Annotated in this window: 20 protein-coding genes; 16 read left to right on the top strand and 4 right to left on the bottom strand. The window is 63.6% G+C overall.

The features are described 5' to 3' along the window. Nucleotides 1-2: 2 nt before the first annotated feature. The gene (gene cydB, locus H8S61_RS06960) at nt 3-1,040 is read left to right on the top strand and encodes a cytochrome d ubiquinol oxidase subunit II (RefSeq protein WP_160942087.1); all 1,038 of its coding nucleotides are present in this window, start codon (nt 3-5) and stop codon (nt 1,038-1,040) included. Nucleotides 1,041-1,147: 107 nt separating this feature from the next. Continuing rightward, complete coding sequence (locus H8S61_RS06955) at nt 1,148-2,176, top strand: DUF4190 domain-containing protein (protein WP_186938458.1); 1,029 nt, start codon at nt 1,148-1,150, stop codon at nt 2,174-2,176. A gap of 3 nt (nt 2,177-2,179) precedes the next feature. Here H8S61_RS06955 and H8S61_RS06950 read toward each other — a convergent pair whose 3' ends face one another. Both H8S61_RS06950 and H8S61_RS06945 read right to left on the bottom strand, forming a co-directional pair. Continuing rightward, nucleotides 2,180-2,623: a GatB/YqeY domain-containing protein gene (locus H8S61_RS06950; protein WP_186938457.1), complete on the bottom strand. Its 444-nt coding sequence runs from the start codon at nt 2,621-2,623 to the stop codon at nt 2,180-2,182. Nucleotides 2,624-2,702: 79 nt separating this feature from the next. Continuing rightward, complete coding sequence (locus tag H8S61_RS06945) at nt 2,703-3,482, bottom strand: prepilin-type N-terminal cleavage/methylation domain-containing protein (protein ID WP_186938456.1); 780 nt, start codon at nt 3,480-3,482, stop codon at nt 2,703-2,705. 118 nt (nt 3,483-3,600) lie between these two features. On the opposite strand from H8S61_RS06945, the gene H8S61_RS06940 reads away from it, so the two are divergent. From H8S61_RS06940 to H8S61_RS06895, 10 genes are all read left to right on the top strand, one after another. After that, nucleotides 3,601-4,089: a PH domain-containing protein gene (locus H8S61_RS06940; protein ID WP_186938455.1), complete on the top strand. Its 489-nt coding sequence runs from the start codon at nt 3,601-3,603 to the stop codon at nt 4,087-4,089. Beyond that, nucleotides 4,089-5,921 carry a PH domain-containing protein gene (locus H8S61_RS06935; RefSeq protein ID WP_186938454.1) on the top strand — a complete coding sequence of 611 codons (1,833 nt, stop codon included), beginning with the start codon at nt 4,089-4,091 and terminating at the stop codon, nt 5,919-5,921. Before H8S61_RS06940 ends, H8S61_RS06935 begins: the two co-directional genes overlap by 1 nt. A gap of 157 nt (nt 5,922-6,078) precedes the next feature. Continuing rightward, complete coding sequence (gene trhA, locus H8S61_RS06930; protein WP_154333598.1) at nt 6,079-6,771, top strand: PAQR family membrane homeostasis protein TrhA; 693 nt, start codon at nt 6,079-6,081, stop codon at nt 6,769-6,771. A 124-nt stretch (nt 6,772-6,895) separates the two neighbouring features. Continuing rightward, nucleotides 6,896-8,236: a hemolysin family protein gene (locus H8S61_RS06925; RefSeq protein WP_186938453.1), complete on the top strand. Its 1,341-nt coding sequence runs from the start codon at nt 6,896-6,898 to the stop codon at nt 8,234-8,236. Continuing rightward, nucleotides 8,233-9,309, top strand: coding sequence for a PspC domain-containing protein (locus tag H8S61_RS06920; RefSeq protein ID WP_186938452.1), 1,077 nt, complete (start codon nt 8,233-8,235; stop codon nt 9,307-9,309). Before H8S61_RS06925 ends, H8S61_RS06920 begins: the two co-directional genes overlap by 4 nt. A gap of 282 nt (nt 9,310-9,591) precedes the next feature. After that, nucleotides 9,592-10,422 carry a CMP-2-keto-3-deoxyoctulosonic acid synthetase gene (locus H8S61_RS06915; RefSeq protein WP_186938451.1) on the top strand — a complete coding sequence of 277 codons (831 nt, stop codon included), beginning with the start codon at nt 9,592-9,594 and terminating at the stop codon, nt 10,420-10,422. A gap of 145 nt (nt 10,423-10,567) precedes the next feature. Continuing rightward, the gene (locus H8S61_RS06910; RefSeq protein ID WP_186938450.1) at nt 10,568-11,116 is read left to right on the top strand and encodes an NAD-dependent epimerase/dehydratase family protein; all 549 of its coding nucleotides are present in this window, start codon (nt 10,568-10,570) and stop codon (nt 11,114-11,116) included. Between the two features lie 103 nt (nt 11,117-11,219). Then, nucleotides 11,220-11,762 carry an Rrf2 family transcriptional regulator gene (locus tag H8S61_RS06905; RefSeq protein ID WP_366458037.1) on the top strand — a complete coding sequence of 181 codons (543 nt, stop codon included), beginning with the start codon at nt 11,220-11,222 and terminating at the stop codon, nt 11,760-11,762. Nucleotides 11,763-11,906: 144 nt separating this feature from the next. Continuing rightward, nucleotides 11,907-12,566, top strand: coding sequence for a potassium channel family protein (locus H8S61_RS06900; RefSeq protein ID WP_154333369.1), 660 nt, complete (start codon nt 11,907-11,909; stop codon nt 12,564-12,566). Between the two features lie 12 nt (nt 12,567-12,578). Then, nucleotides 12,579-13,256: a potassium channel family protein gene (locus H8S61_RS06895; protein WP_160942076.1), complete on the top strand. Its 678-nt coding sequence runs from the start codon at nt 12,579-12,581 to the stop codon at nt 13,254-13,256. Between the two features lie 46 nt (nt 13,257-13,302). On the opposite strand, the gene H8S61_RS06890 is transcribed toward H8S61_RS06895, so the two are convergent. Continuing rightward, nucleotides 13,303-13,839 carry an MOSC domain-containing protein gene (locus H8S61_RS06890; RefSeq protein WP_186938449.1) on the bottom strand — a complete coding sequence of 179 codons (537 nt, stop codon included), beginning with the start codon at nt 13,837-13,839 and terminating at the stop codon, nt 13,303-13,305. 208 nt (nt 13,840-14,047) lie between these two features. Here H8S61_RS06890 and purB point away from each other — a divergent pair, with 208 nt between their 5' ends. Continuing rightward, complete coding sequence (purB, locus tag H8S61_RS06885; protein ID WP_186938448.1) at nt 14,048-15,391, top strand: adenylosuccinate lyase; 1,344 nt, start codon at nt 14,048-14,050, stop codon at nt 15,389-15,391. Nucleotides 15,392-15,470: 79 nt separating this feature from the next. Here purB and H8S61_RS06880 read toward each other — a convergent pair whose 3' ends face one another. Further along, nucleotides 15,471-16,061: a TetR/AcrR family transcriptional regulator gene (locus H8S61_RS06880; RefSeq protein ID WP_186938447.1), complete on the bottom strand. Its 591-nt coding sequence runs from the start codon at nt 16,059-16,061 to the stop codon at nt 15,471-15,473. 275 nt (nt 16,062-16,336) lie between these two features. Between H8S61_RS06880 and H8S61_RS06875 the strand changes: the two genes are divergently transcribed. The 3 genes from H8S61_RS06875 (at nt 16,337) to H8S61_RS06865 (ending at nt 20,137) form a co-directional block, all read left to right on the top strand. After that, nucleotides 16,337-17,590 (top strand): agmatine deiminase family protein, encoded by a 1,254-nt coding sequence (locus H8S61_RS06875; RefSeq protein WP_186938446.1) that lies wholly within the window; start codon nt 16,337-16,339, stop codon nt 17,588-17,590. 94 nt (nt 17,591-17,684) lie between these two features. Next, nucleotides 17,685-18,866, top strand: coding sequence for an ornithine carbamoyltransferase (locus tag H8S61_RS06870; protein ID WP_186938445.1), 1,182 nt, complete (start codon nt 17,685-17,687; stop codon nt 18,864-18,866). Further along, nucleotides 18,848-20,137, top strand: a complete 1,290-nt coding sequence (locus H8S61_RS06865; RefSeq protein WP_186938444.1) for an MFS transporter — start codon at nt 18,848-18,850, stop codon at nt 20,135-20,137. The genes H8S61_RS06870 and H8S61_RS06865 overlap by 19 nt, the downstream gene beginning before the upstream one ends. The last annotated feature ends 65 nt before the right edge of the window (nt 20,138-20,202 follow it).

Below are 20,202 nucleotides of genomic sequence, written 5' to 3'. Positions count from 1 at the left end.
TCATGGAAATCACGTTCTTCCAGGGGCTTTGGTTCCTCCTGATCTTCGTGTTGATCGCCGGTTACTTCGTCCTCGACGGGTTCGACCTGGGCGCGGGCGTGCTGTACCCCTTCGTGGCGAAGGGCGATAAGGAAAAGGCCGTCGTGCGCACGAGCATCGGGCCCGTGTGGGACGGCAACGAAGTGTGGCTGCTCACCGCAGGCGGCGCGCTGTTCGCGGCGTTCCCGGCGGCGTACGCCACTACGTTCTCCGGGTTCTACCTGGCCGTTATGCTGGTGCTGTTCGGCCTGATCGTGCGCGCCGTGTCCGTGGAGTACCGCGGCCACGACCTCAAGTGGGCGAAGGTGTGGGACGTCTGCTTCTTCATCGGCTCGCTGCTGCCGGCTCTGCTGCTGGGCGTCGCCGTGGGCAACATCTACGCGGGCATCCCCATGAGCGCCAACGGCGACTACACGGGCATCCCGCTGCTGGGCCTCATCACGCCCTTCACGCTGCTGTGCGGCCTGCTGGGCCTGTCGATGTTCCTGACGCAGGGAGCCTCGTGGCTGGCGCTCAAGGCGCCGAAGCCCGGCGACCTGCAGGCGCGCGTCGCCAAGCTGCGCTTCCCGCTGCAGATCGTCTCGCTCGTGCTGTTCGTGGCGGTGTCGGCCTATGCCCTCATCGGCCTCCAGCCGGCGATGGACCCGATGCTCGGCGCTGTGCGCTGGGTGCTGGCCATCCTGTTCGTGGCCGCCATCGTCGTGTCGATCTTCTTCGCGAAGAAGAAGGATTGCGACCTGGGCGCGTTCATCGCCCAGTCCGGCGCGGCGGCGCTGCTCGTGCTGCTGCTGGCGGCGTCGATGTTCCCGAACTTCGTGGTGGCCTCGGCCGACAGCGTGGGCGCGTCCATCACGGCCATGAGCGCCGCGTCGTCCGAGCTGACGCTCATGTGGATGACCATCATCACGTGCGTCGGCCTGCCGCTCGTGCTGATCTACCACGTCATCATCTACCGCACGTTCCGCGGCCGCGTGAAGGACGAGGACCTGGCGCACTACTAGGATAGCCTCCGCCTGAACGAAAGCTTCAACTTCGCGAAGCCGTCGGAAACCCGACGGCTTCGCTTACGTTATACTGTCGGAAACAAAGCGCGAGAGAAGGAACCATCATGGACGACCAGACCCAGCCGCAGCCGCCTCAGCAGCCCGTTCCGCCTGCGACCCCGACGCCGGCGCAGCCGGCTCAACCCGCGCAGCCGGCGAGCCCCTACGCGCAGCCGACGGCGCCCGTTCCCGGGCCCGCTCCCTACGGCCAGCCGCAGCAGCCCGGCCAGGCGTACGGCCAGGCGTACGGCCAGCAGCCTCCCTACTACCAGCCGGTTGCCCCGCAGTCCAACGGCAAGGCCGTCGCCGCGCTCGTGTGCGGCATCCTGGCCATCCTGTTCTCGGCGACGATCCTGCTGGGCATCGTGTTGGGCATCGTCGCCATCGTGCTTGCCGTGCAGGCCGTCAAGGCGACGGGGAAGGACAGCAAGGCGACCGGTGGCAAGGTGTGCGGCATCGTCGGCATCGTGCTGTCCGTGTTGGCGTTCTTCCTGTACGTGGTGCTCGGCCTGGGCATGCTCGCGTTCGTGGCCGCCTACGACGACGTCGAATACCGCTCTTCTTCCACGTCCGACCTGTCCGCCATCACCGAGGGCGACCAGCAGATGGAAGCGGCGATGTCCGACAAGCTCGACCTGTTGAAGAACAAGGACGCCGCCATCATGCAGCAGATCGCCGACGACGCCGACGAGCAGCTGTCGGACGCGACGGGCTACAGCCTGACCGACCTCGGCATCGACCCTGCCGTGTTCGTCGAGTGGATGCTGACCGATTTCGATTACCAGCTTGATGGCGCGTACGACAACGGCGACGGCACGGGCACCGCCTACGCCGACGTGACGCTGCGCGACTCGATGGCCTTCGCCACCACGTTCATGGAGGACGCGCAGGCGGCCATCGACGCCGGCGAGATGCAGACCCTCGATGAGGCTGGCGCGAAGGCCCTCCTCGGCGAGCTCTACCAGGCCGCCATGGACAAGACCACCGCCATGGCCACGAACTACGTGAGCCTCGACCTCGTCAAGTCCGGCGACGCCTGGCAGGTGGACGAAGATTCCTGGTCCGACGAGCTCGACTACCTCTTCGGGCTGTAGGGACTACGCCAACTTCTGACCGAGTTCTTTTGCGGCGGCAGCTTTATCGAAGTTGCCGCCCGTTTTTTGCGTGAGGGCGCCCATGACGCGGCCCATGTCCTTCTTCGACGAGGCGCCCGTCTCGGCAAGCACCTCGTCGATGAGGGCGGTCAGCTCGTCGCCGGACACCTGCTTGGGCAGGTAGCTTTCCAGGATGGCCACCTGGGCGGCGAGGGTGTCGGTGCGCTCCTGGTCGTTGCCGGCCTTGATGGAGCCGTCGAGCGTCTCCTTCGTCTGCTTGATGAGGCGCTTGAACATGGCGTCCACGTCCGCGTCCGTGATGTCGCGGCGCTCGTTCACCTCGATGTTCTTGATCTCGCCGTGCACCTGGCGCAGGATGGACAGCTTCGGCTTGTCCTTCGCGCGCATCGCATTCTTGATTTCGTCTTGCAGCTCGTCGTAGCGCATGGGAACCTCGTTTCACTCGCAGGTTTGATCCCCTTGAGTATACTGCACAAACAAATGTTTCACGTGAAACACTCGGAACCTAGGCCGATTTGACGAACTTGTTCTTTTCGAAGGTGACGGGGGTGCCGGTTTCAAGGAGCTTGATCAGCTTGTCCTCGGCTCCGTCGCCGTACATGGAGATGCCTTCCACCTTGGGAAGCTCGTACCACTGCCCGGGCGTTCCGTAGAGGCCGTTGTTGTCGCATATATACTTCGCTCGCCATGAGTTGCTGTTTTCGATCGTCGATGTCGGTCCGGCGTACAGAAAAGCGTTCGCTGCGCTGTTGTTATAGCTTTTGAACTGGAGGTAGTACGTCTCCTCATCGAGTCCCTTCACGGAGGGCCAGGACGTGAGACCCTTGTCGGCAGCGTACGCTTTCCGGGCGCTTTCGTCGCCGGAGTACGGTCCTTTGTACGTTGCGAGCCAGCTTCCCAGTTCGTCGTCGAGCCCCAGCCCGTGCACATCGCATTTGATGATGACGGCGCCGTTGGGGGTAAACGTGGCGGTGTAGTTTCCTTCGCTCGGGCACAGCACGTCGTTGTTTTGCTTCTTGAGCTGCGCGACGCAATTGCCGAACAGCGTTTGCTGGGAGTCGGGGTTCTGATCGAGCAGCCAGGCGTTGGTGTACATGCTCTTCACCGAGCGGCGGTTGGCGGCGCAGGTGGCTTCTTCGGTGTTGCCCAGCGCGCCCGTGAACACGGGGATGGCGACGGCCACGAGGACGGCCACGATGGCCACCACCACGAGCAGCTCGGCCAGGGTGAACCCGGCAGTGCGGCGGCTGTGGGCTGGGCGATATGGGGACGGGCGATGCGGCATGGCTGCTCCTTCACGACTGGCAGCATCATAGCTGGTCTTGTTCCCGCGCACAATGTATGCACGCGCTCTCTGGTATCATGAAAGCACTATTGTGAAGGTACTGACGAGAAGGATAGGTATGAAAGACTTGCCGGCGCATCAGCTCGATCCGAAGGTCAAAACCGTGTGGCGCATCAACGATGCGATTTGGCTCACGGTGGTGTTCCTCTGCTGCTTTGTTCCATTCGCCATCGCGGCGGCGGTGGAGCCGGCTCCGTGGATGTTCATCGTGCTCGTCGCCATCGCCATCGTCTTCGTCGTGTGCCTCGTCGTGTGGCTCGTGGTGCTGCCGCCCATCCGCTTCATGCGCTGGCGTTACGAGCTGTCCAACGACTACCTCGACATCGCGCGCGGCATCGTGTGGCGCAAGCGCTTCGTCATCCCGTTCATTCGCGTGCAGAACACCGACACGCGCCAAGGACCCATCCTGCGCGCGTTCGGCCTGTCCAGCGTCACGGTGGCCACGGCCGCCGGCGAGCATGAGATACCCGGCCTCAGCGCTGACGTTGCCGAGCAGCTGCGCGATCGCGCCGCCGAGCTCGCGCGTCTCGCCCAGGAGGACGTGTGATGACGGACTTCCAGCAAGCGCCGCAGCCCCAACCGCAACCTGCGCCCGGGGAGCTGCAGAAGCACCACGTCCACCACAGCTACATCTGGCTCGGCAGCCTGCGCACGGCGTTCATGCTGCTGGTCGTCGTGGCGTTCTCCTCGTTCTCGGCCATCATCGGGGCCATCTCCGACGGCGAGGTCATCACGCGCGGCGACATCCCCACGCTCGTGCTCATCATCGGGGCCGTGATCGTCGGCATCGTCGTGCTCGTGGCGCTCATCGCCGTCTACCAGGTGATTTCCTACAAGCATCTCTACTACGAGCTGGGGCCCGAGGAGTTCAACCTGTACTCGGGCATCCTCAACAAGAAGCGCGTGCACGTGCCCTACCAGCGCATCCAGTCCGTCGATCAGCGCGCGACGCTCATCCAGCGCATCTTCGGCGTGTGCAGCGTCAGCATCGACACGGCGGGCGGCGCGTCGAACAAGGCCGTCATGGTGCCGTACGTGCAGAAGACGCAGGCCGAAGAGCTGCGCCGCGAGCTGTTCGCGCGCAAGCAGTACGTCGTTGCCGTGCAGAACGGCGCCGCTTCCGAGGCCGAAGCCGCGGCTGCGGCCGTCGCCGTCGCGGCGGGCGCCGTCCCGCAAGGCGCGCACGAGGCCGCCAGCGCCAACGTCCTGGACGCGCCGGCCGAGATCTGGCAGGACGTGCGCGGCGTGTTCGGCGGCGCGGCGGTGGACACGGGCCGCGTCACCTACGAATACGGCATGTCCAACAAGGAGCTTATCTTCACCGGCCTGTCGAACAACACGGCGTTTTTCGTCGTGGTCATCGGCATCGTCGGCGCGGTCGCGCAGTTCATGGGCGAGATGGCGCCCCTCCTGTCCGGCACGATGGAGCCGCTCGTGGGCAACGTCGTGGGCGCGAGCGTCCAGCTGTTCGGCGGCAACCTCATCGCGGCGGGCGTGGCGGCCTTCGTCGGCGCGTCGCTCGTGCTGTGGCTCCTATCCGCCATCGGCGCCTGCATCTCGTACGGCGGGTTCCGCGCGTGCCGTCGCGACAACCGCATCGAGGTGGAGCACGGCCTGCTGCAGCATCGCTTCCAGGGCGTCGACGTCGATCGCGTGCAATCGGTGGTGGTGAAGCAGAGCTTCATCCGCCGTCTGCTGGGCTACTGCGAGCTGTCCCTCGGCAAGATCGATGCCGCGGCGGAAGGCTCGGACGACCAGCAGAAAAGCCTCAACCAGCAGGGCCTCGTCATCCACCCCTTCGTGAAGATGACCCGCGTGCCCGAGATCCTCGCGGGCATCATCCCCGAGTTCGCCGACGTGCCCACCGACAACATCCCGGTGGCGCCGGTGGGGCTGCGCCGCGCCATCATCCGTCGCTGCCTCATCCAGGGCACGGGGTTCTGGCTGGCCGTTCTCGTGGCGGTGGGGCAGATCGCGGTGAACGTGCTCGCGAACCCCGCGGTGCCCGACGAGGCGATGACCCTGTTCTTCGTCAACAACGGCGCGCTGTTCGGCTACGCGCTGGCGGTGGTGCTACTCATCCTCGACGCGGTGGGCGCCGTGCTGTGGTTTCGCGGTTCCGGCTTCGCGTACAACGAGCGTTTCATGCAGGTGAGCAACGGCGGTTTCGCGCGCGAGACCATCAGCTTCCCGCGCAAAAAGATACAGTTCGGTTACACCAAGACGAATCCTTTTCAACGCAATGCCGGCACCGCCACGGTCAGCGCGCGCACTGCAGCAGGCATTGGAGGCACCACCATCAGGCTCATCGATGCCCGAGAGGACGATGCCCGCGCCTGGCTCGCATGGCTCAAGCCCCATGGAAATGTGATACAGTAGCACCATGAACGCATCAACCACATCCGACACCAAAGGCGCTCGAAGTACCGGCCCCGGCCACGATGCCGAGCGCCCCTCCACGGCTGCGCCCGCAGCCGTGCAGAAACCCGTTCCCGGCTGGACGCCTTCGCAGTTCAAGCCGAACGACTACGTCAACATGCACGCGCTGCGCGACGAGGTGTCCAACACCTCGGCCAGCGCTGCGAACAAGGCGCGCAACATCCGGGAGTACACGCTGGGGGAGGAGATCGCGAACTCCATCTCGCACGGCATCGGCGTGCTGCTGGCCATCGCGGCCATCCCCATCCTCGTCGTGCGCGCGCTCGACGACGGAGGCGGCATCTACCTGTTCGCCGCGCTCGTGTACACGCTCACCATGCTGCTCGAGTACACCATGTCCACGCTGTACCACGCCATCGCGGTCGACCGGGCGAAGCGCGTGTTCAAGGTGCTCGACCACAGCTGCATCTACCTGTTCATCGCCGGGTCCTACACCCCGTTCTGCCTCATCTCGCTCGCCGATTCCGGCGGCGTGTGGCTGTGCGCGTTCGTGTGGCTCGTGGCGCTGGCCGGCGTTGCCTGCGAAGCGTTCTGGGTGTTCCGCCCGCGCTGGGTGTCCGCCGTGTTGTACCTGCTCATGGGCTGGTGCGTCGTGTGGTTCCTTCCCGCGCTCATCGAGGCCATCCCGGGTCCGGGCCTGTGGCTGCTCGTGGGCGGCGGCATCTGCTACTCCATCGGGTGCATCTTCTACGTGTTGAAGAAGGTGCCGTACATGCACTCCCTGTTCCATCTCTGGGTACTCGCCGGAAGCGTCCTGCAGTTTCTGGCCATCTCCCTGTACGTTATGTAAGCGGCTGCGTGCACAAGCGCGCGGGCATGACAGCCCCACGGTTGTCGCGAGGCCGGGGCGCATCGCGACAAGAGGGCGCAGAAGATGCGCATCATCCGCTTGCTGAAGGAGTTGCATCGCATTCATGGACATTTGGATTAGCATCGTCGTCACGTTCGTGCTCGTGCTGGTGAACGGGTACTTCTCGATGTCGGAAATGGCGCTCGTCAACGCGCGGCACGTGCTGCTGCAGCGCGACGCCGACGAGGGCGACAAGGGCGCCGAGCGCGCGCTGAGCCTGGCCGCCGACTCGGGCCAGTTCCTCGCGACCATCCAGGTGGCCATTACGCTCGTCGGGTTCTTCGCTTCCGCGGCCGCGGCCACGAACCTGTCCGACCCGCTGGCGCAATGGTTGTCCGGCTTCAACATCGCGTGGCTCACGGTCATCGCGCCTGGCCTTGCCCCCGTGCTGATCACGCTCATCGTGTCGTACCTCAGCATCGTGGTGGGCGAGCTCGTGCCGAAGCGCATCGCGCTGGCCGATGCCGAGCGCGTCAGCAAGATGGTGGCCGGCCCGCTCATGGTGTTCCAGAAGGTCGCTTCGCCGCTGGTCGCGCTCACCTCGGCGTCCGCGAATGGGCTGTCGCGCCTGTTCGGCATCAAGAACGCTGACGAGCGCCAGAACGTGTCCGAAGAAGAGATCAAGTACATGGTCACGGACAACGACGAGCTGCTTGACGACGAGAAGCGCATGATCCACGACATCCTCGACCTGGGCGACATGACGGTCCACGAGATCATGACGCCGCGCGTGGACATGATGTTCGTGGAAGACGTCGACACGGTGCGTCAGGCCGTCGAACGCATGCGCGGCACGGGCTACTCGCGCCTGCCGGTGTACCACGAGGACATCGACCGCATCGTGGGCATCGTCCACTTCAAGGACCTCGTGGCACCGCTCATGGACGGCAAAGAGCACGAGCCCGTGGCCGAGTACGCCTACGAAGCCATGTTCGTGCCCGAGACGAAGGACCTCTTCCCGCTGTTGGCCGAGATGCAAACGAATCGTCAACAGATGGCCATCGTCGTTGACGAGTACGGTGGTACCGATGGTTTAATTACCGTTGAGGACATTGTGGAGGAAGTCGTCGGCGAGATCGTGGACGAAACGGACCGAGAGAACCCGTTCGTCGAGCAGGAGAGCGAAAACGTGTGGCTGGTCGACGGGCGATTCCCCGTCGAAGATGCCGCGGAACTCGGGTGGCCGGTGGAGGATTCGTCCGATTACGAAACCATCGCGGGCTGGCTCATGAACACGCTCGACTCGGTGCCCCAGGTGGGCGAGGAGCTTGCGCTCGGCGGATACCGGTTCAAGATTCAGGCCATGCGCCGTCGCCGCATTTCAACGGTGCGCGTGGAACGACTGGACGATCCCTCCCCATCCCGCGTGGATGCCGTTGAGGCGATCGACCAGGAGGAAGCGTGACGAGTGAAAAACGGCTGCTCCGCTCGCGAAAGGCGCTCATAGGCGGCGTATGCGCGGGTGTGGCCGATTATTTCAACGTCGACCCCCTCATCGTCCGTATCATCATGGTGGTGTTCACCTTCGCCTCGGCGGGCCTGCTGGGCATCGCGTACATCGTGCTGTGGATCGTGCTGCCGCTCGAACCGAAGGAAGAGGCCCCGTTCGACGTGCAGCCCCAGTCCGTCCATTCCGAAACGTACGGAGCGGTGGACTTCGACGCGCCCCGCAAGGGCGAGCCGGGCACGGCGAAGGCCCCGAAGACCCCGAAGACCCCGAAGGCTCCCAGCCCCGCTCAGGCGGCGAGCTGGCGCTACACGCATCCCACCTATACGTCGGCCGCCCACGTGCCGCCCGAGCCCCCTGCGGGCGCGTCGCGCGCGCCCGTGCCGCCCGTCGACGCGACGGGCGCCCCTCAGCCGCCGTTCACGCCGCCCCCGACGCCGCCGTACGAAGGTTGGTCCTCGGCTCCGCCGCAACCGCAGCAGTCGCCGGCGCCAACCTCGCGCTCCGGCGTGAGAGTTGCCTTGTGGGTGGGGTCGTTCCTGCTGTTCTTCGGCGTGTCGGCCATGGTGGCCAGCATGATGGAAGACGCGGTGTGGTGGCAGTACTGGCCGCTCATCTTCGTCATCCTGGGCATCGTGCGCATGGTGATCCCCGGCGAGGAGGGGCACCGCATGCGCAAGTTCGTGGACGGCCTCATCGCGTTTTTCGCCGGCGTGGTGCTGGTGCTGATGAGCCTCGACGTGATCGGCTGGCAATCCCTTGAGCGGATGCTGGTCAACCTGTGGCCGCTGCTGCTCATGGTTGCGGGATTGCTGCTGCTGGGCGGGGCGTTGAAGTCGCCGACGCTCACGCTGCTGGCGGGCCTGTGCTTCGTGGCGTTCTGCGTTGTGGGCATGGTCTGGTACTCGGTTCCGGGCGTCACGGAGGAGCTGGTCATATCGGCTCCGTACGGGCGCGAATACCGGTTCGACATGCAGCCGTGGGAGGGAATCGGCTCCAGCGAGGCCGTCGCAACCTTGACCGTTGATTGAAGCGCGGCATGTCGCTTCAGCCAACACATTCCGTTCGCTTTTTCTCCTGGTGAAGAGTAAGGCAATTCACCTGCTGAAATGCGGTTTCTCCCCTTGTCAAGCGAACAAATCATGTAGGGCGTCTCCACAAAACTTTGCCCTCGACCCCCCTTCTCAGCTAGAATACGTCCTGTCACAACAGCATATCGCCTTCCGGCAGCAAACCCCCACACAACTTACTACGCTGTCAACCGCTTCGGCGGCCCGAGGTCGTGCGCTGTTCAACGAAAGGTAACCGACGTTTTGGCTAAAAAGCGCTTCATACAAAAGAAGTCGAACCTGGCTGCGAAGATCCTCGCGGTTGGCTGCGCATCCTGCGTGCTGACCGGGTGCATCGGCTTCGGGTTCGCCTCTGCTGGAAGCGGCGCCGCGCACGATATCGACTCGTTCGGCATCGATGCGTCAAGCACGAGCGCTGCCGCTACCGCAACGCAATCGGCGGACTTCTCCGCCGCAACCTCCGACGCCGCCGCTTCCCCGCGCGAGACCACCGTGCTCACGAGCACCGCGTCGCGCGACATCTCGCAGGGCATCGAGGCCATCGAGGCCGAGGAAGAGGCCGCCCGCATCGCCGCCGAAGAGGCGGCACGCGCCGAGGAGGAGGCCCGCATCGCGGCCGCCGAGCAGGCGAAGGCCGAGCAGGAAGCTCGAGCCGCTCAGGAAAGCGCTGCGAATGCAGCCGCCATGCTTTCCGAAGTTGATTTCACCGTAGGCAAGGAAGCCTTCATCACCCAGTGGACCTCCCGTATCGACAACTACCTCGCCGGTTCTCCGCTGGCAGGGCAGGGCGCCACGTTCGCCGAGGCCGCTTGGAACAACGGCGTCGACCCGCGCTGGTCGCCGGCCATCTCCAACACCGAAAGCTCCAAGGGTGCTGTGTGCTTCAAGCCGTACAACGCCTGGGGCTGGGGAAGCAGCAGTTGGTCCAGCTGGGAAGAGGCCATCAACGCCCACGTGGCGGGCCTGGCAAGCGGATACGGCTACTCCATCACCGTGGCGAATGCGCAGAAGTACTGCCCACCCACCTACATGGACTGGTACACCAAAACCATCAGCCAGATGCAGATGATCTAAGCGAACCGCCGGCCCCGAGCCGGCGGTTCTTTTTCACGCACCTTCGCGTTCTCTCAGTTTGTAGTTATTGACATTACAAACGTGAGGCGGTACGCTATGTTTGTAGCTACGATTATTACAAACCAAGCAACGAAGGATGGCGAACATGGCAACGATCGTATTGGTCGGAGGCAATGGTTATATCGGTCGCGAGATCACGCGGCAGTGGTTGAAGCGGGACCCCGAGGCGCAGTTGTACGTGACGAGTCGCAGCGACCGTCGGGAGATCGAGGACGAGCGCGTGCATCACGTGCAGGTGGACGTCAACGATGAGGCCGCCTTCGAGGGGGCGCTGCCCGAAACGGTCGATTACCTGGTCAATCTCGCGTACGGAAGCATGGACGCGATGAAAACCATGCGTGCATTTGCCGAGGGGCACGGCGTGCAGGCCATCGGCAACGTCGGCATTGACGGTGCCGCGGTCGGTGAGGGGTTTGCGGATTTCGCGGACATGAAGGCGCGCGAGCTGGAAGCCCTGCGCGAGGGCGCGGTGCCCGTCGTCAACTACGATCTGACGGTTGCCTACGGTGCCGATCGCGACGACGACCTCCTGAAGGCGATACGAGCCGGCGCCTTGGACGCGCTGCCGCCGGTTCACGTCGAGGTGGTTGCGCGCCTCCTGATCGACCGACTCACCAAAGCCTGGCTCGCGTAAACACAAGCGAGCACACGGCGCGCGGCAGGGGACGGGGATAGCTTGGCGGTGAATTCGGCGAGCTATCCCTGCCGCTGCGCTTCGCTTGCGGTACCATGGGTTGGTGCAGCAGGCGAGAAAGTGGGCTTTTATGAGGGTAGGCAGACAATTCACGATTGCCGTTCACGCGCTCATCATGATCGCGTACTTTTCGGACGTCCGCGTTACCAGCGACATGGTCGCGGAAAGCGTGGGAACCAACCCCGTCACCGTCAGAAACGTGTACGCGAAGCTCAAAAGCGCGGAGCTGCTGACGGTGCAGCGGGGGACCGGCTTCACCGCGCTGGCTCGGCCCGCGTGCGAGATCACGCTTTGGGACGTGTACGCCGCCGTCGAGACGGATTCCGTCGACGAGATGTTCAAGTTCTCCGATACGCTGTCGGGCGCATGCCCCGTCGGCGGCTCCATTCGAGAGTTGCTGCTCATCCATCTGCGGGAGGCCGTCGCTGCGATGAGGGACGTCCTCGCGCGCACGACGTTGGAAGAGCTTCGCTACGAAATCGAGGCCCATCACGAAAAGGGGATCGACCTCCCAACCATCGTCGCGTGGTACAAAGAGCACGGCTTCGAGGTTGTCGAGGCGCGTTCCGCTGAGTGTTTCACGTGAAACATTCGTTCCTAAGTACCTGATTGCTCCACGTTACGCCTTTGTCGCCGTTCTATGGCGACGCTGGTCGCGCCCGCGTCCATGCAGTATGCTAGGGCGCAGCAGAAAATCGGCGCCGCGTGGGCGCCAGGTGAAAGGATCGGTATGAGCAACGTGATCGTCGTCGGCTGCGGCCGCGTCGGATCTCAGCTGGCGAATATGCTGTCGGACAACGGCAACAACGTGTGCGTCATCGACAAGAACGCCAACGCATTCGCGAACCTGGGCCGCAACTTCAACGGCTCCACGGTGCAGGGCGTGGGCTTCGACGAGGAGACGCTCGTGAAGGCCGGCATCGAGGACTGCGACGTCATGGCCGCCGTCACCCAGTTCGACAACACGAACCTCATGTGCGCCGAGGTGGGCAGCCGCCTGTTCGGCGTGCCGCACGTCATCGCGCGCCTGTACAACCCCGATCACGAGCGCGCCTACATGCAGCTGGGCATCGACTACGTGTGCGGCACGTCGCTCGTGGCCGAGGACGTGTTCAGCAAGGTGGTGTCGGGCCACGGCGCCCACCTCGACACGTTCGGCGAGTTCGAGGTGCTGCGCTTCTCGCTCGACCTCAGCTCCACGGACAAGCGCACCATCCGCGTGGGCGAGCTCGAACGCGACCACGACATCCGCATCATCGCGTTCGAGCGCAGCGACGGCTCCGCCAGCTCCATCCCCACGCGCGATTCCATCCTCTACAACGGGGACTCGGTGCTCGCCTGCGTGCGCCACGAGCTCATCGAGACGTTCGCCCGCTACATCCAGGACTAAGGGAGCTCTCATATGTACATCGTTATCGCAGGTGGCGGCAAGGTTGGCGAATATCTGGCTTCGGTGCTGCTTTCGAGCGGCAACGACGTGGCGGTGATCGAGGAGAACCTTGCGACGGCCGACCGCCTGTCGGTGGCGCTCCAGGGGCGCTACCTCGTCATCCACGGCGACGGATGCGACTCGAAGTACCAGGAAGACGCCGGCATCCGCCGCGCCGACGTGTTCGTGGCCACCACCGGCCAGGACGACGACAACCTCGTGTCGTGCGAGATCGCGCAGCGCGTGTTCAACGTGCCGCGCTGCATCGCGCGCGTGAACAGCCCGAAGAACCTCCGCATCTTCAAGGAGGTGGGCATCGAGTGCGTGTCGTCCACCACGCTCATCGCGAACCTCATCGAGGAAGAGACGCTGCTGGGCAGCGTGAGCGTCGCGTCATCGCTGACGCACGGCAACGTCATGCTCACCGAGATCGTGGTGCCGCGCATGCGCCATCATTCCAACGAGGCCGGCATCCTCGTGTCATCGCTTCCCATGCCGGAGAACAGCCTGATCGCGGCCGTATCGCCGAAAGACGACGACAACGTGGAAGTGGCCAACGAAGAAACGGTGCTGTACCCCGGCGACAAGGCCATCGTCGTCGTCGACAACGAGGTGCTCGACGACGTGCGGGCGCTGTTCAAGTCCCTCTGACGCCCCCGCCCCGTGCGGAGCGACGGGCGCGTGAGGGGACGCGGCTTCACCCCTGCGCGGCGGCCAGCTCGGCGAGGGCCTCGGGCGGGGTGTAGGCGCAGGTGCCGTCGCCGAGGGCGATGACTTCCACCGGATCGTTCACGTTGATGGCGCCGCCCTCGAGCGCGACGAAGAAGATGCCCTCGCGCGGGAAGATGCAGTCGCCGGCCAGGTGGTAGATGGCGCACTTCGTGTGGCACACCTTGCCGATCTGCGACAGCTCCAGCAGCACGTCGTTCCCGATGCGCACGCGCGTGCCCAGAGGCAGCGTCAGCAGGTCGATGCCCTCGGTGGTGACGTTCTCGGCGAAGTCGCCCTCCACCACGTCGAGGCCGGTCGCGCGCGCTTTCTCGATGGACTCCCAGGCAAGCAGCGACACCTGCCGATGCCAGTCGCCGGCATGCGCGTCGTCGGCCACGCCCTGATGCGCGATCACCGTCACCGCCGCGTCGCACGGCGTCTTGCGCGTGCCCTTGCGCTTCGACACGTTGATCGAGCGAACGCGCCCCCGCGCGTTCCCCTCGTGCTGTCGTGCTTGCTCCATGACCCGGATCCTCCCTAAAACCTAGTGAAATAATAGGAAATATACTACTCGAACAAGAATAGGGAAGTCAAGCGGGCATGTCCGCTGCCGTCTGCTGACCGCCCTGCGCCCGCCTTGTTCCCTCGGCGCTTTCCGTGAAATACGCCGCGCGGGCGCGCGTTTGCGGTATGCTGGTTGCCATCAGGTACGACGTGGGAAAGGGACCGGTGTGATCAACCGTTACACGCGCCCGGCAATGGGCGCCATCTGGGAGCTTGAGAACAAGTTCTCCATCTGGAAGGAAATCGAAGTGCTGGCGTGCGAGGCGCAGGCCGAGCTGGGGAAGTCGGGCATCACGAAGGAGGAGGCCGCGTGGATCCGCGCGCACGCCGACTTCACCGTGGAGCGCATCGACGAGATCGAGAAGGTGACGAACCACGACGTCATCGCATTCACCACGAACATGGCCGAGTACATCGACGCCGACGTACCCGAGGGCCAGGAGCCGCCCAGCCGCTGGGTGCACTACGGCATGACGTCGTCCGACCTGGGCGACACGGCGCTGTCCTACCAGATCACGCAGGCCATCGACATCATCCTCGAAGACATCAAGCAGCTGGGTGAAACGTGCAAGCGCCGCGCCTTCGAGTTCCAGGAGACGCTCTGCGTGGGCCGCACGCACGGCATCCACGCCGAGCCTATGACGTTCGGCATGAAGTTCGGCAGCTGGGCCTGGGCCCTCAAGCGCGCCCAGACGCGCATGGAGGAGGCTCGCAAGGTGGCCGCCACGGGCGCCATCAGCGGGGCCGTGGGCACGTACTCCAGCATCGACCCGTTCGTCGAGCAGTTCGTGTGCGAGCGCCTGGGGCTTGAGGCCGATCCGCTGTCCACGCAGGTGCTGGCGCGCGACCGCCACGCGCAGGTTATGGCCGGCCTCGCGGTGACGGCGTCCACGCTGGAGTCCATCGCCATGCAGGTGCGCCTGCTGCAGCAGTCCGACGTCATCGAGGCCGAGGAGCCGTTCGCGAAGGGCCAGAAGGGGAGCAGCGCCATGCCGCACAAGCGCAACCCCATCACGGCCGAACGCGTCTGCGGCCTGGCCCGCACCGTGAAGGGCAACGCGCAGGTGGCCTTCGACAACGTGGCGCTGTGGTACGAGCGCGACATCAGCCACTCCGGCGCCGAGCGCGTCGCGCTGGCCGACAGCTTCATCGCGCTCGATTACATGTTCGGCAAGATGCAGTGGATGCTCGACGGCCTGCAGACCTACCCCGCCAAGATGGAGCAGAACCTGTGGCGCACGAAGGGCCTCATCTTCAGCTCGAAGGTGCTGCTGGCGCTCGTGGACACCGGCATCAGCCGCGAGGACGCGTACGTCATCGTGCAGCGCAACGCCATGAAGGTGTGGGAGGACATCCAGAACGCCGTGGACGGCCCCACCTACCGCGAGAACCTCGAAGCCGACCCCGAGGCGAACCTCAGCGCCGAGGTGCTCGACGAGATCTTCGACCCCTGGGACTTCCTCACCCGCAAAGACGTGGTCTTCGACCGCCTCAAAGAGCTGGAGTTTTAAAGCCCAGTCCTCAGCGGTTCCCTTCGGGGGGGAGCCTGCGATGCCGAGCGCCCGCCGCGACACACGTGGCGGGCGCTCTCTAGTTTGTCTTGGCTTGCGAGAACACGGCGTCGATGGCCTGCTCCCAAACGGCGTAGACGTCCACCGGCTCATGGCGCGAGATGACCTGGCTCGTGCCGTTGAGCACCACGTACAGAAACTCGGCGTTTCTCGTGGCGTCGAACCCGTCCCCGAACACGCCGATGTCGCATCCGTGCTGCAACACGGCAGTGAGCGCCTCCGTCATGGATTTGCCCAGCCGTTCCTGTTGGGACGCGATGCTGGGAATGCGCGTGGCCTGCAGGTCTATCTCGGCGAGAACGTGCCGCCGCTCCTCGTCGTCGTGGTAATTCGCGATGATGGATCGCCCCATGGCGTCGAGAAAGGCATGGTAACCAGGCGCGTCGGTGATGGCGAGGAAGCTTTCGTCCTGGAAGTCGAGCGTGGGCCACATGCTTTCGGAGACCGCGCGGAACAGGTCTTCCTTCGAGGGAAAGTAGTAGTACAGCGACGGCTTCGTGATGCCCACCAGCGTGCAGACTTGGCTGATGGACGCCTTGTCGTAGCCCTTTTCGGCGATAAGCTGGTACATCGCTTTCAATATCTTTTCCCGCGTGATCGATTCTTCCATGGTGTTCCTTCCGCTCTGTGACCTGATCTCCAAGGTCATGAAAATCATTGTAATGTCGAATGGTGGTGCGGTCTTGCTGGAATGTACCCGCACTTCCAAAATCAATGGTTGACGAACGATAGCCCGCTCAGTATTATAGTGTATACCGACCGGTAGGTAAATAAAATTCATCAATCGGGAGCGAAAGAGGGGATGCGAGGGGCGCCGCTCGTGGACGGGCGTTTACCAAGCTTCTCTCGCTGAGCTTCCGAGGAGCACGGAGGAGGTGGAGACCCGTGTTTGAGAGCTATCGGCATCCAGGAGAATTCGAACCGCAATCTGATGTGTTCATGACGTGGCTTCCCGACGACATCCAGATGCAAGGCTACGACAATCGCGCTACCTGCATCGAGATCATCAAGGCCCTGCAGCAGTATGGCGACGTCAAGCTCCATATCAATTGCGGGGCGGAGGGAGTGCTGGAGAAAGCGCGCGCCGCGCTGCGCACCGCCTGCGTGGACCTCGACGATATCGAGTTCACGCAATTCCCCGACACGAACTGGTACGTTCGCGACAATGGCCCCACGATTATGGTGGATGACCATGGCGGCAGGGTCATGGTGAACCCCGGGTGGACCTACTACGGCGTATGGAGCGAAGACGCGCCCGAAGCCGTGTGCGCTCGCAAGGCCGGCGTGCATATGGCCGTTTCGCTGGGCTGCTACGACATCGTGAGCTCGAACCTGGTTTCGGAAGGCGGCGACCGCGAGTTCAGCGGCGATGGCATCATGATGTGCATCGAGGATACCGAGGTGCGCAAACGCAACCCTGGATTCACGAAAGCGCAGGTGGAGGAAGAGTACAAGCGCCTGTACAACGTTCAGAAGATCATCTGGCTGCCGCAACCCACCGTCGAGGACGACGACTACCGGATGGGGCCGCTCGAGTATCGTGCCGGGGTTCCGTACTTTGGAACGAGCTTCGCCGCGCATGTTGATGAAATGTGCCGGTTCGTGGATGGCTCGACCATCCTCCTTGCCGAAGTGACCGACGAGGAGGCGGCGGAGAGCGCTGCCGCAGCGGAAAGCAAGCGCCGTCTGGACGCGGCGTACGAGGTGCTTCGCGCCGAAACCGATGCGCAGGGCAACCCGTTTACCATCGTGCGCATGCCGGTGTCGATACCCATCGATTACCTGCTGACCGCCGATGACGACGATTACGAGCTGTACAAGGGGTTCATCGACGAGATGGGCGGCTGCTTTGCGGACGGCACTCCGTGGCCCGAAGGCGACCTGCACTTCATCGCTTCCACCGGATACTGCAACTTCCTCATCTGCAACGGCGTCGTGGTGGGCCAGCGTTATTGGAACGAGGGCATGGACCCGGCCATCAAGGCGAAGGACGAGCAGGCGGAATCGGTGCTGAAAGCGTGTTTCCCGAATCGCGAAGTCGTGATGGTGGACAGTCTGGCGCTCAACATGTCGGGCGGCGGCGTGCATTGCTGGACGAAGAACGTTCCCGCTGCGGGAAAAGCGTGCAGAGGCGCGTAAAGGTGCTGAACAAGCGACCGCGCCGATTATTCTCCCGACAATCGGCGCAGTCTCAGAAATGCTGAACAAAGTATACCAGAAAGGGCGTTTTGCCATGAACCATAACCTGCTGGGTCGCGACATTCTCAACCTTCGCGATCTCTCGAAAGACGAGTTCCGTTACCTGATCGACCTGTCTGCCACCTTGAAGGCGCAGAAGCAATCCGGCGTCGACCAGCACTATTTTCCGGGAAAGAACGTGGTGGCGAACTTCGAGTGGGGTTCCACTCGCACGCGGTGCGCGTTCGAAACGTCGTGCAACGACCTGGGCATGGGCTTCACCTACCTGACGAATTCCCACATGGGCGATTGCGAGACCATCGAGGACACCATGCGCGTGTTCTCCGAGATGTACGACATCATCGTCATCCGCGCCCAGCGCGACGAGGAGTACATCTACCAGATGGCCGAGTGGGCGGGCGTTCCGTTGATCAACGCTCTGTCGCTGGGCGATCATCCCACTCAGATGCTCGCCGATGCGCTGACCATGGAAGAGCAGTGGGGCGGACGCGGCTCGTGCCGCCACAAGAAGCTCGCTTTCGTGGGCAACTGCGCGGGTGCCCCTTTGTTCTACGGCCGATTGGCCGCCATGCTCGATATGGATTTCTACGCGATCGGCCCCGATCAAGATCGTCACCAGATGTGCCAGCGCATGATCGACGACGTGCAGGACATGTTCGACCGGTACGCGCCGAACGCCCGGTTCGTCATCACGTCCGATCTTGACGCGCTCGAGGGCATGGATGCGCTCGTCACCGAGGAATGGCGCTATATCAATCCCGAATGCGGCGAGGAAGTGTGCGATCCCAACCTCTACGAAAGCTGGATGGGCGATTTCGAGCACTTGCGTCCCTATCGGGTGAGCAGCGAGATCATGGAGCGTACGAAGAACCCCGACATCTTCTGCATGCACGAGCTGCCCTCGACGCACAATGCCGACCATGCGACCGGGCGCCGCTTGATGTCCCAGGCGCCGAACGAGGAAGAGCGCCAGTTCATCGCAGAGGGTCTGGAAATATCCAACGAGTGCTTCGAGAGGAATGCTTCGGTCATCTTCCGAGAGGCGGGAAATCGCCAGCACACGATCAAGGCGATCATGGCTGCGGTGCTGGGTCTGTATGAGCCTCTTCTCAGGAGTCGAAGTCGAGCGCTGCTCGGGCTATGGGTTTCGCGCAGCGCCGAGGCTTCGCGACCTCCCCCATCTGAAAGGGAACAAGCATGGATACCTCAAATCTGAAAAGCAGCAGCAAGTACGCCTGGCTGCTGGTGCTGGGTCTGGGTCTTATGTCTGCGGGCACGACGGGTTCCTACAGCGTGGTTGCGGGCAGCTTTTTGACGCCCGTGTGCGATGACCTGGGCATCGATATATCCGTCATGTCGTATTACTTCACGATCACGCTGTTGGCGCTGGCTCTCTCGCTGCCGTTCGTGGGCAAGCTTCTGCCGAAGGTCGTGGGGAAGTTCGGCTTGACGGCGATATCGGCCGTGCTGCTGGTGGCCGGCGCGGCGATGTCCTTCTACACGCAGGCATGGATGTGGTTCGTCAGCGCGTTCGTCATCGGCGTGTGCTTCGCGTTTACCACGGGCGTGTGCATGAGCGCCGTGGTGGATCAATGGTTTCGCAAGAAGGCCGGTCTGGCCATCGGCTTGTGCTGGACGGTGAACTCGGTGTACATGCTGGTGATGAGCCCCGTCATCACCGGGCTCATCGAGTCGATCGGGTGGCGCAGCGCGTACCTGGTGTTGGCTGGCGTATCCGCTGTGCTCGTGCTGCCGTCGACCATCTTCATCATCCGCTACAAGCCCTCCGACAAGGGCATGCTGCCGTATGGCTACGAGCCGCAGACGGGCGACGATGCCCAGAGCTTGGCTCCCGAGGCCGTTCGCGGCGTGCCGTTCAAGGTTGCCATCAAGTCGCCCGCCTTCTACGCATGCGTGGGCTTCCTGTGCCTCGTCCAGCTGACGGTGTGCATGAACCAGCTGTTCCCCACGTACGCGGTCGAAGTGGGATTCAGCCCCATCATCGGCGGATTCATGGTGTCGGCCGCTTCGATGTTCGATATCTTCCTGAATCCGGCCGTCGGCTCGACGTGTGATAGGTTCGGGTCCGTGAAGGCGCTGTTGGCGTGGATATGCGTGAGCATACTGTCGTTCGTGATGCTGATCTTCGCCGCCGGCCAGCCGTGGCTTGCCATATTCGCGGCGGGCGTCAACGACGTCATGTACGTGGTTGCGGGCGCGGGTTTGACCGTGCTGATCATGGACATATTCGGTTCGCGCGATTTCGGACGCATATTCGCCCTGATATGCTCGACGGGCTACATCGTCGGTGCGTTCGGCATGCCCGTCATGACCGGCGTGTACGCGTCGACGGGCACGTTCAACGCGGTGTTCGGGTTGTGCATCGCGCTCAATGTCGTGGTGGCGGGCCTGCTGATCTTCGCTCGCAAGAGCGGCAAGAAGCTGAAGTGGGAGGAAGCCGAGCAGGACGTGAAGGCGCTCGGATAAGCTGCGTCCAACGCGGGGGGCTTGCGGCTTGGCGCAAGCCCCCCGCGCGCGTTGCGTGTCCGAAA

This window comes from Eggerthella hominis, from assembly GCF_014287365.1.
Taxonomy (GTDB): Bacteria; Actinomycetota; Coriobacteriia; order Coriobacteriales; family Eggerthellaceae; genus Eggerthella; species Eggerthella guodeyinii.
The sequence above is the reverse complement of the archived record's forward strand: the minus strand, read 5'-3'. Positions and strand labels throughout refer to the sequence as shown.

Coding starts and splice junctions, on each gene's coding strand:
- cydB (WP_160942087.1), top strand. CDS start 3: ATGGAAATCACGTTCTTCCAGGGGCTTTGGTTCCTCCTGATCTTCGTG.
- H8S61_RS06955 (WP_186938458.1), top strand. CDS start 1,148: ATGGACGACCAGACCCAGCCGCAGCCGCCTCAGCAGCCCGTTCCGCCT.
- H8S61_RS06950 (WP_186938457.1), bottom strand. CDS start 2,623: ATGCGCTACGACGAGCTGCAAGACGAAATCAAGAATGCGATGCGCGCG.
- H8S61_RS06945 (WP_186938456.1), bottom strand. CDS start 3,482: ATGCCGCATCGCCCGTCCCCATATCGCCCAGCCCACAGCCGCCGCACT.
- H8S61_RS06940 (WP_186938455.1), top strand. CDS start 3,601: ATGAAAGACTTGCCGGCGCATCAGCTCGATCCGAAGGTCAAAACCGTG.
- H8S61_RS06935 (WP_186938454.1), top strand. CDS start 4,089: ATGACGGACTTCCAGCAAGCGCCGCAGCCCCAACCGCAACCTGCGCCC.
- trhA (WP_154333598.1), top strand. CDS start 6,079: ATGCACGCGCTGCGCGACGAGGTGTCCAACACCTCGGCCAGCGCTGCG.
- H8S61_RS06925 (WP_186938453.1), top strand. CDS start 6,896: ATGGACATTTGGATTAGCATCGTCGTCACGTTCGTGCTCGTGCTGGTG.
- H8S61_RS06910 (WP_186938450.1), top strand. CDS start 10,568: ATGGCAACGATCGTATTGGTCGGAGGCAATGGTTATATCGGTCGCGAG.
- H8S61_RS06900 (WP_154333369.1), top strand. CDS start 11,907: ATGAGCAACGTGATCGTCGTCGGCTGCGGCCGCGTCGGATCTCAGCTG.
- H8S61_RS06895 (WP_160942076.1), top strand. CDS start 12,579: ATGTACATCGTTATCGCAGGTGGCGGCAAGGTTGGCGAATATCTGGCT.
- H8S61_RS06890 (WP_186938449.1), bottom strand. CDS start 13,839: ATGGAGCAAGCACGACAGCACGAGGGGAACGCGCGGGGGCGCGTTCGC.
- H8S61_RS06880 (WP_186938447.1), bottom strand. CDS start 16,061: ATGGAAGAATCGATCACGCGGGAAAAGATATTGAAAGCGATGTACCAG.
- H8S61_RS06870 (WP_186938445.1), top strand. CDS start 17,685: ATGAACCATAACCTGCTGGGTCGCGACATTCTCAACCTTCGCGATCTC.
- H8S61_RS06865 (WP_186938444.1), top strand. CDS start 18,848: ATGGATACCTCAAATCTGAAAAGCAGCAGCAAGTACGCCTGGCTGCTG.